Below are 12,377 nucleotides of genomic sequence, written 5' to 3' on the forward strand. Positions count from 1 at the left end.
GGTTTCCGTGGAGCCGGGGGCTCGTACGGCCGTAGTGGGAGTGCGACCGCATCCTCTTTGGGTTCTTATGTGGCCTACGTACGACTTGTGTCGCGGACTGAGGAGGCACCGGATGCGTGGAGCCACCCGTGCGAAGTGGGCGGTGGGAACGGTGGCCGTCGCCCTCGTGGCGACGGCGTGTGGTGGCGGCGGGGGCGGCGGTGGCGGGGACGGCAAGGGAGTCCTCAGTTCGTCCTGGGGTGACCCGCAGAACCCCTTGGAGCCCGCCAATACCAACGAGGTGCAGGGCGGCAAGGTCCTCGACATGATCTTCCGGGGGCTCAAGCGGTACGACCCGAAGACCGGCGAGGCCGAGGACATGCTCGCCCGGAAGATCGAGACCAAGGATCAGCAGAATTACACGGTCACGATCAAAAAGGGCTGGAAGTTCAGCAATGGGGAGCCGGTCACCGCGCAGTCGTTCGTGGATGCCTGGAATTATGGGGCGCTGATCGACAACAATCAGAAGAATGCCTATTTCTTCGGGTATATCGAGGGATACGAGAAGGTCCATCCGGAGAGCGGGAAGTCCAGCGCCAAGACGCTGTCCGGGCTGCGGGTGAAGGATGACCACACCTTTACCGTGCGGCTCAACCAGAAGTTCTCCACCTGGCCGCAGACGCTCGGGTATCCCGCCTTCGCGCCGCTGCCGCGCGCCTTCTTCAAGGACCATGACGGCTGGCTGAAGAAGCCGGTCGGGAACGGGCCGTACAAGGTCGAGTCCTACACCAAGGGGTCGGCGATGAAGCTGCGGAAGTGGGGCGGGTACACGGGCCCGGACAAGGCCCGGAACGGCGGCGTGGACCTGCGGGTCTACACCGACAACAACACCGCCTACACCGATCTGCAGGCCGGCAATCTCGACCTCAGCGATGACATTCCCGCCGCGCAGCTCAAGAACGCGAAGGCGGACCTCGGCGACCGGTACATCAATCAGCCCGCCGGAATCATCCAGACCCTGACCTTTCCCATGTACGACCCCAAGTGGGGATCGCAGAAGATGGCGAAGGTGCGGCAGGGGCTGTCCATGGCGATCGACCGCAAGACGATCACCCGGCAGATCTTCCAGAACACCCGCACCCCGGCCAGTGACTGGACCTCGCCCGTGCTCAAGGCCGACGGCGGGTACAAGGCCGGGCTGTGCGGAACGGCGTGCGCATACAAGCCGGCCGAGGCGCGCAAGCTCATCAAGGAGGGCGGCGGGCTGCCCGGCGGCAAGGTCACCGTCACGTACAACGCCGACACCGGCTCGCACAAGGACTGGGTCGACGCGCTCTGCAACAGCGTCAACAAGGTGCTGAAGAACGACAAGGCGTGTGTGGGCAATCCGGTGGGGACTTTCGCGGACTACCGGAACCAGATCACGGCCAAGAAGATGAAGGGGCCGTTCCGTGCCGGCTGGCAGATGGACTACCCGCTCATCCAGAACTTCCTGCAGCCGATGTACTACACCGACGCCTCCTCCAACGACGGCAAGTACAGCAACAAGCAGTTCGACAAGCTGGTCGACGAGGCCAATGCCGAGACCGACCGGCAGGCGGCCGTGCGGAAGTTCCAGGACGCGGAGAAGGTACTGGTCAAGGACATGCCGGTGATCCCGCTCTGGTACCAGAACGGCAGCGGGGGCTACACCGACCGGCTGAGTGATGTGAGACTCAATCAGTTCAGCGTGCCCGTCTACGACCGGATCAAGGTCGGCAGCTGACCTCATGGGACGCTACGTCATCCGGCGGCTGCTCCAGATGATCCCGGTGTTCATCGGCAGCACGTTCCTGATCTTCTTCATGGTGTATGCGCTGGGCGACCCGGTCGCCGCGATGTTCGGCGACCGCGCCCCCGACCCCGCCACCGCGGCGCGCATCCGCGAGGAACTCCTCCTCGACCAGCCGCTGTGGAAGCAGTACCTGCACTACATGGGCCAGATCTTCCGCGGGGACTTCGGCACCGCCTTCAACGGGCAGCCGGTCACCGAGCTGATGGGCACCGCCTTCCCGGTCACCCTGCGGCTGACCCTGGTCGCCATCGTCATCGAGATCATCGTCGGCGTCACCCTCGGCGTCCTCAGCGGGCTGCGGCGCGGGCGCGCGCTGGACACCTCGGTCCTGGTCTTCACCCTGGTCGTGGTCTCCATTCCGACCTTCGTCAGCGGTTATGTGCTGCAGTTCCTGCTCGGCGTGAAGTGGGGGTGGGTGAAGCCGACCGTCTCCACCGACGCGTACCTGGACGAACTGCTGCTGCCCGGCGTGGTGCTCGCGCTGGTCTCGCTCGCGTACGTCACCCGGCTCACCCGCACCTCGCTCGCCGAGAACGCGCGCGCGGACTATGTGCGCACCGCGGTGGCCAAGGGGCTGCCGCGGCGCCGGGTCGTCACCCGGCACCTGCTGCGCAACTCGCTGATCCCGGTGATCACCTTCATCGGTACCGACATCGGCCAACTGATGGGCGGCGCCATCGTCACCGAGCGGATCTTCAACATCCACGGCGTCGGCTTCCAGCTCTACCAGGGCATCCTGCGGCAGAACTCGCCCACCGTCGTCGGCTTCGTCACCGTCCTCGTGCTGGTCTTCCTCTTCGCCAACCTCGTCGTCGACCTGCTGTACGCCGTCCTCGACCCGAGGATCCGCTATGCCTGAGCAATACGTACCGAAAGAAGCGGTCACCCATGGGGACGGCGGCACCACCGCCCTGGCGATGGCCGAGGCCGAGACGCTGGAGGGCGGCCGGAACGGCCGGGGCGGGAGCCCGCGCGACAAGCCGCGCAGCCTGTGGGGCGACGCCTGGCGCGACCTGCGCCGCAACCCCGTCTTCCTGGTCTCCGCGCTGATCATCCTCTTCCTGGTCGTCATCGCGATCTGGCCGGAGCTGATCGCCGACGGGAATCCCTACCGCGCGGACCTCGCCAAGGCCCAGGAGGGCTCCGCGCCCGGCCACCCCTTCGGCTTCGACACCCAGGGGCGGGACGTCTACACCCGTACCGTCTACGGCGCCCGCGCCTCCATCACCGTCGGCATCTGCGCCACCGCGGGCGCGGCCCTCCTCGGCAGCGCCCTCGGCGGCCTCGCCGGCTTTTTCGGCGGCTGGTGGGACGCGCTGCTCTCGCGCGTCGCCGACATCTTCTTCGGCATCCCCGTGCTCCTCGGCGGCCTGGTCTTCCTGTCCGTCGTCACCAGCAAGACGGTGTGGCCGGTGGTCGGCTTCATCGTGCTGCTCGGCTGGCCGCAGATCGCCCGGATCGCCCGCGGCTCCGTCGTCACCGCCAAGCAGAACGACTACGTCCAGGCCGCGCGGGCGCTCGGCGCCTCCTCCGGCCGGCTGCTGCTGCGGCACATCGCGCCCAACGCCGTGGCCCCCGTCATCGTCGTCGCCACCATCGCGCTCGGTACGTACATCTCCCTGGAGGCCACGCTGTCCTACCTCGGCGCGGGCCTGAAGCCGCCCACCGTCTCCTGGGGCATCGACATCTCCACCGCCTCCACCTACATCCGCAACGCGCCGCACATGCTGCTGTATCCGGCGGGCGCGCTGTCGATCACGGTGCTGGCGTTCATCATGCTCGGCGACGCGGTACGCGACGCCCTCGACCCCAAGCTGCGCTGAGGAGACGGCTGATGGCCACCGCCACCACTCCCGAGCCCGCGCCGGACTCCAGTACACCGGCCCCTGCCCTGCTCGATGTACGCGACCTGTACGTGGAGTTCCGCACCCGCGACGGCGTCGCCCAGGCCGTCAACGGCGTCAGCTACCGCGTCGACGCGGGCGAGACGCTCGCCGTGCTCGGCGAGTCCGGCTCCGGCAAGTCCGTCACCGCCCAGGCGGTCATGGGGATCCTCGACTCGCCGCCCGGCTTCGTCACCGGCGGCGAGGTCCTCTTCCGGGGCCGGGACCTGCTCAAGGCCGCGCCCGAGGAGCGGCGCAGGGTCCGCGGCGCCCGGATGGCGATGATCTTCCAGGACGCGCTGTCCTCGCTGAACCCGGTGCTGTCGGTGGGCGCGCAGCTCGGCGAGATGTACGAGGTCCACCAGGGAATGAAGCGCAAGGACGCGCGGGCCAAGGCGGTCGAGCTGATGGACCGGGTGAAGATCCCCGCGGCCCGCAGCCGCGTGGGGGACTACCCGCACCAGTTCTCCGGCGGTATGCGGCAGCGCATCATGATCGCGATGGCGCTGGCCCTGGAGCCGGACCTGATCATCGCCGACGAGCCGACGACGGCGCTGGACGTCACGGTCCAGGCCCAGGTCATGGACCTGCTGGCCGACCTCCAGCGCGAGTACGCCATGGGGCTGATCCTGATCACCCACGACCTGGGCGTGGTCGCGGACGTCGCCGACCGGATCGCGGTGATGTACGCGGGCCGGATCGTCGAGACCTCTCCCATTCACGATCTCTACAAGACCCCCGCGCACCCCTACACCCGCGGCCTGCTGGACTCCATCCCGCGCCTGGACCAGAAGGGCCAGGAGCTGTACGCGATCAAGGGCCTGCCGGACGTGGCGCCGGGCCGGTCCAGCGCCTGCCACTTCTGGGAGGAGACCGTGCGTGACGAGGAGCCGCCGCATGACCGCTGAGGCCATTCTGGAAGTGCGCGACCTGGTCAAGCACTACCCGCTGACCCAGGGCATCGTCCTGAAGAAGCAGGTCGGCGCGGTCAAGGCGGTCGACGGCGTCTCCTTCGACCTGCGCAAGGGCGAGACGCTCGGCATCGTGGGGGAGTCCGGCTGCGGCAAGTCCACTGTCGCGAGGACACTGGTCGGCCTGGAGCGGCCGACCGCGGGCGCGATCCGGTACCACGGCGAGGACATCGCCAGGCTGTCCGGGCGGGCCCTGAAGGCGGTGCGCCGCAACATCCAGATGGTCTTCCAGGACCCGTACACCTCGCTGAATCCGCGGATGACGGTGGGCGACATCATCGGCGAGCCGTACGACATCCATCCGGAGGTGGCCCCGAAGGGGGACCGGCGGCGCCGGGTGCAGGAGCTGCTGGACGTGGTCGGGCTGAACCCGGAGTACGTGAACCGGTACCCGCACCAGTTCTCCGGCGGGCAGCGGCAGCGGATCGGCATCGCGCGGGGGCTGGCGCTGCGGCCCGAGATCATCGTCGCGGACGAGCCGGTGTCCGCGCTGGACGTCTCCGTACAGGCGCAGGTCGTGAACCTGCTGGAGCGGCTGCAGGACGAGTTCGATCTGTCGTACGTCTTCATCGCGCACGACCTGTCGGTGGTGCGGCACATCTCGGACCGGGTGGCGGTCATGTATCTGGGCCGGATCGTGGAGACCGGCACGGAGGACGAGATCTACGGGCACCCCACGCACCCGTACACGCAGGCGTTGCTCTCCGCGGTGCCGGTGCCGGATCCCGATGCTCGGGAGCATCGGGAGCGCATCCTGTTGGCCGGGGACGTGCCGTCGCCGGCGGATCCGCCGTCGGGGTGCCGGTTTCGCACGCGGTGCTGGAAGGCGCAGCCGGTGTGTGCGGAGGTCGTGCCTCCGCTGGCCGTGCCCGAGTGGTTCGCGGGGGCCGCGGGTCCGGCGCATCCTTCCGCGTGTCACTTCGCGGAGGAGCGCCACGTCGTGCCGAGTGAGTAGCCCGGTGCGGCACCGTTGTGGCTGGTCGCGCAGTTCCCCGCGCCCCTGAAGGGGCGCGGGGAACTGCGCGAGCAACCGGCGCGGCGGGAAAGGTCGTCATGACCCGGACCACCGCGGCGATGCGGTCAGGCTTCCTTCGAGGGGGCGCTGCCCTCCTCGATCGCCGCGAGCGCGGGGTCCAGCACGATGTCCTCGCCCCGCGAGGCAAGCGTCGGCTCCTCCGGAAAGTGGCACGCCGTCAGGTGCCCGGCCGCGTTCCCCGCGATCTGCAACAGCGGCGGCTCCTCGGTGGCGCACTTGTCCTGCGCCTTCCAGCAGCGGGTGCGGAAGCGGCAGCCGGAGGGCGGGTTGACCGGCGAGGGCACGTCGCCCGCGAGCCGGATGCGCTCGCGGTCGTCCTCGCCGTCCTCGGTGAGCTTCGCCTCCGGCACGGCGGAGAGCAGCGCGTGCGTGTACGGGTGGCGCGGCCGGGAGTAGATGGACTCGCGGTCGCCGACCTCGACGATCTTGCCGAGGTACATCACCGCGACCCGCTGGCTGAAGTGCCGCACGATCGCCAGGTCGTGGGCGATGAAGAGGAACGCGATGCCCAGCTCGCGCTGGAGCTCCTGGAGGAGGTTGACGACCTGCGCCTGGATGGAGACGTCCAGCGCCGAGACCGGCTCGTCGGCGATGATCAGCTTCGGTTCCAGGGCGAGGGCGCGGGCCACGCCGATGCGCTGCCGCTGGCCGCCGGAGAATTCGTGCGGGAAGCGGTTGTAGTGCTCGGGGTTGAGGCCGACGGTCTCCAGCAGCTCGCGGACCTTCTTCTCGCGGCCGCCGGGCGGGTTGATCCCGTTGATCTCCATCGGGCCGCCGATGATCGTGCCGACGGTCTGCCGCGGGTTCAGCGAGGAGTACGGGTCCTGGAAGATCATCTGGATCTCGGACCGGACCGGCGCGAGCTGCTTGCGGTTCGCGTGGGTGATGTCCCGGCCCCGGTACGAGATCGTGCCGCTGGTGGGCTCCAGCAGGCGGGTCAGCAGCCGGCCCGTCGTGGACTTGCCGCAGCCCGACTCGCCGACCAGGCCGAAGGTCTCGCTCGCGTACACGGTCAGGTCGAGCCCGTCCACCGCCTGCACGGCGCCGATCTTCCGCCGGAACGGAAAGCCGCCCATGATCGGGAAGTGCTTGGTCAGGCCCTCGGTGACCAGCAGCGGCTCGCCCGCCGGGACGGCGTCGCGGGGAGCGGGCAGGGTGACGTCTGTGGTTTCACTCATGATGGTCGTCGCTCCCTAGCCCAGCCGGGGCTTGATCTGCTCGGTGAAGAAGGTGTGCTTCTGCTCGGCGGTCAGGTGGCAGGCCGAGGCGCGCCCCGGCGCCAGCAGCGGCCGCTCGTCGGCGCAGCGGGTGCCGCCCACCTCCGAGGTGAAGGCGCAGCGCGGGTGGAAGGGGCAGCCGGACGGCGGGTTGAGCAGGCTCGGCGGGGAGCCGGGGATCGGGTGCAGCGGCTCGTCGACGCTGGCCGACAGGCGCGGCATCGAACCCAGCAGGCCCCAGGCGTAGGGGTGCTGGGGCGCGGTGAGGATGTCCTTGACCGTGCCGCGCTCCACCGCCCGGCCCGCGTACATCACCAGCAGCTCGTCGGCCATGTTGGCGACCACGCCGAGGTCGTGGGTGATCAGGATGATCGCGGAGCCGAACTCCTGCTGGAGGTCCTTCAGCAGGTCCAGGATTTGGGCCTGGACGGTGACGTCGAGCGCGGTGGTCGGCTCGTCCGCGATGAGCAGCGCGGGGTTGCAGACCAGCGCCATGGCGATCATCGCGCGCTGGCGCATGCCGCCGGAGAACTGGTGCGGGTAGTCGTCCACCCGCAGGCCCGGCTGCGGGATGCCGACCTTGGTCAGCATCTCGATGGCGCGCTGCCGGCCCTCGCGCTTGCTCGCGCCGGTGTGCTTGATGAACGGTTCGGCGATCTGCCGGCCCACCGTGTAGTACGGCGAGAGCGCCGTCAGCGGATCCTGGAAGATCATCGCCATCTTGTTGCCGCGGAGCTTCTGCAGCGTGCGCTCGCGGGCGCCGGTCAGCTCCTGGCCGTCCAGCGTGATCTCGCCGGCGATCTCGGTGGAGGCGGGGTTGTGCAGGCCCAGGACGGCGAGGTTGGTCACCGACTTGCCGGAGCCGGACTCGCCGACGATGCCGAGCGTCTGACCCTTCTGCAGGTCGAAGGAGAGCCCGTCGACGGCCTTGACGATGCCGTCCTCGGTGGAGAACCGCACGTACAGGTCGCGGACCGACAGGAAGGGGTCCGATCCGGTCGGGACCGGTGCGCCTTCGGTCTTGGTGAGTGTGGTCACTGGTGGCTCTCCTAGGACAGGCGCACGCGCGGGTCGATGAACGCGTAGCAGGCGTCGACGATGATGTTGAAGAGGACGATGAACGCCGCCGCGAACAGCATCACGCCCATGACCATGGGCAGGTCGGTGTCCCGTACGGACTTCACCGCGAGGGTGCCCAGGCCCGGCAGGGCGAAGGTCTGTTCCGTGATCATCGCGCCGCCGAAGAGCGAGCCGAGGTCGATGCCGAAGATGGTGACGATGGGGATGAGGGACCCTCGCCAGGCGTACCGGAAGAAGACCGTCCCCCGGGTCATGCCCTTGGCGCGTGCGGTACGGACGTGTTCCTCGGCGAGCTGCTCGATCATCGAGGAGCGCGCCATACGGGTGTACTGCGCGGTGAAGATGACCGACAGCACGCACCAGGGGATCAGCAGCCCCATGAACCAGGCGGCCGGATTGTCCGTGAAGTTGACGTACTTGGGCTGCCCCAGGATTTCCAGGTTGTACACCAGCAGCGCCAGCACGATGGGGCCGATGAAGTAGATCTGCATCGAGCTCAGCACCAGCGAGGCGGAGCTGAAGACCTTGTCGACCAGCTTGCCCTGCTTCCAGGCGGCGATCATGCCGGTGCCCAGGCCGACCGTGAGGAAGACCGCCGCGCCGCCGATGGTGAGCGAGATGGTGGTCGGGAAGCGGTCGATGATGGTGTCCCAGACCGGGTCGCCGTTCGCGAACGAGTAGCCGAAGCACGGGGCCGGGCAGGGGCCCTGGGCGAAGTCGCGCCCGGTCACGATGCCGGACATGAAGTCCCAGTACTGGACGGGGATCGGCTTGTCCAGGCCGAGATTCTTGTGAATCAGGGCGATGGCGTCCGGGGTGCAGTTCTTTCCGCAGGACAGCAGCGCGGGATCCTTTGGGGCGGCGAAGAACAGGAAGAAGGTGAACGCGCTGATCAGCAGCAGGATCACGATCGCGCCGAGGGACCGGCGGAAAAGGAAACGAAGCATGGCAGATCGCAGCTCTCGTGGGGCAGCGGAAGGAGGTGGGTGGGGACCGCGCGGTGTGCCCGTCCGGTCCGGACGGGCACACCGGGCGCCAGGGTTACCGGCGCGAGGGCACGGTTACTTCTTGAGGAACAGCTTCGTCGGGTCGACACCGCTGATGATGTCGTTGTTCACGACGCCGCCGACCTTGGAACCGTGGAGCTGGATCTGCTTGTAGTAGAAGGTCGGGATCGCCGGCAGGTCCTCCTTGAGGATCTTCTCGTTGAGCTTGAACCACTCCTCGGAAGCCTTCTCCTGGTCCGACATCTTGGCGATGCGGTCCATCTCCTTGCTGACTTCCGGGTTGTCGTAGTGCGAGTAGTTCGGCGAGCCGTCCTGGACCTGGCGGCCGTCCATGGTGGGCGGCAGCACGGTCGAGGCACTCGGCCAGTCCGCGCCCCACGCGGAGGCGTAGATGTCGAACTTGTTGTCGACCTTGCCGATCACGTCGTAGTAGGTGTCGGAGGGCAGGTCCTTCGGCTGGACGTCGAAGCCGGCCTTCTTGAGGTTGTCGACGATGGAGACCGAGTACTTCTGCGGCTCCGGCGCGTTCATGTAGGCGAAGGTGATCTTCATGCCGGTCTTGCCGGCGTCCTTCAGGATCTTCTTCGCCTTCGCCACGTCGCCCAGCGGCTTCTTCAGCTTGCCGTAGGGGTCGATGTCCTTGTAGCCGGTGACCGTCGGGCTGATGTAGCTGCCCGCCAGCTCGCCGCCGCCCGGGGTGCCGTAGGCGTCCAGGACGGCCTGCGTCGGCATCGCGTAGGCGAGGGCCTCGCGGACCTTCTTGTCCTTGATCCGCTTCATGTTGAAGTTGATGACGCCGACGTAGGGCTGGTAGCCGGAGGTCGAGCGCTTCTTGACCTTCGGGTCGTTGGACACGGTCTGCATGCTGGCCGCGTCGACCTGGTTGTTGAAGCTGACCGCCGTCTGGTTGTCGGAGTTGTCCGCGATCAGACGCTGGGTCGAGTCGGGGTAGGACACACCGAACTGGATGTCGAACTTGTCGACGTACTGGTGGCGGGAGTTGTCCGTCTTCGGGTCCCACTCGGTGTTCCGGACCAGCGTCATGCCCTTGCCGGACTTGAAGGACCCCGGCTTGATCTTGTACGGGCCCGAGGACTGCGGGGCCTTGTCGTACTTCTCCTTGGTGTCCTTCTTCTCCTGCACCGCGGCGTAGCCGGCCATGGCCAGGGCGTAGGGCAGGTCCGGGTGCGGCGACTTGAAGTGGAAGACGATGGTCTTGTCGTCCGGCGTCTCAAGGACGCTGTCCGGAAGGTGCTTGCCCTTGTAGGGGCCGTCCTTCAGGAGCTTGCGGTAGTCGGTGGAGTTGGTGTCCGCCAGCCACTGCTGGAGGTAGTACGGACCGTCGGTGATGAAGGGCGCGAAGGTCCGCTCGATCGAGTGCCGGATGTCCTTGGCGGTGATCGGGGAGCCGTCCTCCCACTTCACGTTGTCCTTGAGGGTGTACTTCCAGGTCTTGCCGCCGTCGGAGGACTGGCCGCTGTCCGTGGCGAGGTCACCGACGACGGTGTACTTGCCCTTGTTGTCCATGTGATAGGTCGTCAGCTTGCGGAACAGCAGCGTGGCGAGCGCGCCCTCGTCGCTGACGTAGATCTGCGCCGGGTCCAGGTGCGAGTAGGTGTCGCGCTGGTAGACCTTGATCGTGCCGCCCTTCCGGGCTCCCGGCACCTCCTCGGCCGCTCCCTTGGACGCCGCGGCGTCGCCGAACGCGATCTGCGAGCGCTGTGCCTCCGCGCCGGAGCGGTCGTTGCCGCCCTCCGTGTTGGTGCCCGCGCCGCTGCTGCACGCGGTGAGGACGAGCGCGCCGGCGGCCAGGGCGACCAGGGTGGCGTGAGTTCTGCGCGTACGGTTGCTGCTCATGACGGTGTATGCACCTGCCTGTCGTTGATCCGTTGCTGCTGCCTGACTCATGCGGTGCCGGGGTGGCAGCACCCCCCACGGAACGGATCTCATCGAGCCCGCTTCGGGTCGAAAGCGTCCCGGACCGAGTCCCCGAGCAGGTTGAAGGCGACGATGAAGATGACCATCGCCAGGCCGGGGAAGAAGAGGTACGTGATGTCGTTGCGGTAGTAGTCGGCCGCGTTGGCGAACATCCGGCCCCAGTCCGGGGTGGGTTCGACGAAGCCGACGCCCAGGAAGGACAGGCCCGCGATGGACGTCACGAAGTTCGGGAGCATGTAGGTCGTCTGGACCAGGATCGGCGTCACCACGTTCGGCAGCAGTTCGCGCCGGATGATGCGGGCCGGTGAGGCGCCGGAGACCTTCGCGGCCTCGATGAACTCCCGTTCTCGCAGTGAGAGGACCTGGCCGCGGAGCAGGCGCGCCAGGCTCATCCAGCCCAGGAACCACATCACCAGGATCAGGATGGTCGCCCGCAGCCAGGTCGGCATGGCGTCCTCGGGGGCCACGAAGACGGCGCCCACGACGGGCACGAAGGCGACGAAGAAGAGCTGGTTCGGGAAGGCCATCAGCAGGTCGATGACCCGGCCGATGAAGTAGTCGATCCTGCCGCCGAAGTAGCCGGCCGCCACACCGAGCACGATCGCGGTGAGCACCGAGGCGATGGTGATCGCGACCGCGGTGTACAGCGTGGTGCGGATGCCGTAGACGAGCTGCATGAACACGTCGCGGCCGAGGGTCGGTTCGATGCCGAACCAGAACTCGCTGGAGATGCCGCCGTTGGGCTGGGTCGGGTAACCGTTCGTCAGCAGGCCCGGTGTGAGCATGCCGTACCGCGTGTAGGGGTCCTTGCCGTACAACGAGGAGATGACCGGGGCCAGCAGGCCGACGGCGAAGAAGAACAGCACGACGTAGGCGCTGATCACTCCGACGCGGTCACGCCTGAAGCGTGCCCACATCAATTGGCCGGGCGAACGGCCGACCAATTCGCCGCCCTTGCGGTCCTTTCCCTTGCTCAGCCCGTCGGGTCCAAGTCCTGGGGTGTCGGTCTTGGAAACCGCGGTCTGGGATGGACTAGTCATCGCGAAGTGCCCCCGCGCCGAGTTCTCTTGGAACATGAAGCGGCACAGAGTTGCACCGCTGGTTGAGCGGACTTTCGCAAGTGATTTACGGCGGAGTCAAGAGTCTGCGGACGGACCGTAGCCAGCTTGTTCGCTTCTTGAGCGAAGATTGCGCAGATTGACGCCACGGCGTGCTTGACAGTTACCGGAGGTGTACGGCATGGGGGACATTTCGTCCCCAACATCCTTAACAAGAAGGACACTTGGCCGTCGCAGCACCGATATACGAACGCGCCATGCTCGACAGCGTACGGCCGTGCGGGTGCCGTTGACCGGCCGGGGAGGCCAACAGCCTCCCCGGCCGGTCGCTTTTCGCCCCACTCCACACGCGCCCGCGTGCACATATCCACGCG

At 67.6% G+C, this 12,377-nt stretch carries 10 protein-coding genes; 5 read left to right on the forward strand and 5 right to left on the reverse strand.

The genetic code is table 11. The annotated features are described in order from the left end of the window. The first annotated feature begins 112 nt into the window (after positions 1-112). From IG84_RS0133610 to IG84_RS0133630, 5 genes are read left to right on the forward strand one after another with little or no spacing between them, the layout of a single operon-like run. Positions 113-1,744 (forward strand): peptide ABC transporter substrate-binding protein, encoded by a 1,632-nt coding sequence (locus IG84_RS0133610; RefSeq protein WP_031065910.1) that lies wholly within the window; start codon positions 113-115, stop codon positions 1,742-1,744. 4 nt (positions 1,745-1,748) lie between these two features. Then, positions 1,749-2,672, forward strand: coding sequence for an ABC transporter permease (locus IG84_RS0133615; protein WP_031065912.1), 924 nt, complete (start codon positions 1,749-1,751; stop codon positions 2,670-2,672). Further along, positions 2,665-3,636 (forward strand): ABC transporter permease, encoded by a 972-nt coding sequence (locus IG84_RS0133620; RefSeq protein WP_031065914.1) that lies wholly within the window; start codon positions 2,665-2,667, stop codon positions 3,634-3,636. Before IG84_RS0133615 ends, IG84_RS0133620 begins: the two co-directional genes overlap by 8 nt. An 11-nt stretch (positions 3,637-3,647) precedes the next feature. Further along, positions 3,648-4,604 (forward strand): ABC transporter ATP-binding protein, encoded by a 957-nt coding sequence (locus IG84_RS0133625; RefSeq protein ID WP_051862765.1) that lies wholly within the window; start codon positions 3,648-3,650, stop codon positions 4,602-4,604. Then, positions 4,594-5,622, forward strand: a complete 1,029-nt coding sequence (locus IG84_RS0133630; protein ID WP_031065921.1) for an ABC transporter ATP-binding protein — start codon at positions 4,594-4,596, stop codon at positions 5,620-5,622. The genes IG84_RS0133625 and IG84_RS0133630 overlap by 11 nt, the downstream gene beginning before the upstream one ends. A gap of 125 nt (positions 5,623-5,747) precedes the next feature. Here the strand turns inward: IG84_RS0133630 and IG84_RS0133635 are convergent, their stop codons facing one another. The 5 genes from IG84_RS0133635 to IG84_RS0133655 all read right to left on the reverse strand — a co-directional run bounded on the left by IG84_RS0133635 (position 5,748) and on the right by IG84_RS0133655 (position 11,985). Further along, complete coding sequence (locus tag IG84_RS0133635) at positions 5,748-6,881, reverse strand: ABC transporter ATP-binding protein (RefSeq protein ID WP_031065924.1); 1,134 nt, start codon at positions 6,879-6,881, stop codon at positions 5,748-5,750. Positions 6,882-6,896: 15 nt separating this feature from the next. Then, a complete protein-coding gene (locus IG84_RS0133640) occupies positions 6,897-7,958 on the reverse strand; it encodes an ABC transporter ATP-binding protein (RefSeq protein WP_031065927.1) in 1,062 nt (353 codons plus the stop codon). An 11-nt stretch (positions 7,959-7,969) separates the two neighbouring features. After that, positions 7,970-8,947, reverse strand: coding sequence for an ABC transporter permease (locus IG84_RS0133645; RefSeq protein ID WP_031065930.1), 978 nt, complete (start codon positions 8,945-8,947; stop codon positions 7,970-7,972). 114 nt (positions 8,948-9,061) lie between these two features. Then, positions 9,062-10,864: an ABC transporter substrate-binding protein gene (locus IG84_RS0133650; protein ID WP_031065934.1), complete on the reverse strand. Its 1,803-nt coding sequence runs from the start codon at positions 10,862-10,864 to the stop codon at positions 9,062-9,064. Positions 10,865-10,953: 89 nt separating this feature from the next. Beyond that, positions 10,954-11,985 carry an ABC transporter permease gene (locus tag IG84_RS0133655; RefSeq protein ID WP_031065937.1) on the reverse strand — a complete coding sequence of 344 codons (1,032 nt, stop codon included), beginning with the start codon at positions 11,983-11,985 and terminating at the stop codon, positions 10,954-10,956. Between the last annotated feature and the right edge of the window lie 392 nt (positions 11,986-12,377).

The organism is Streptomyces ochraceiscleroticus (assembly GCF_000720485.1).
Classification (GTDB): Bacteria; Actinomycetota; Actinomycetes; order Streptomycetales; family Streptomycetaceae; genus Streptomyces; species Streptomyces ochraceiscleroticus.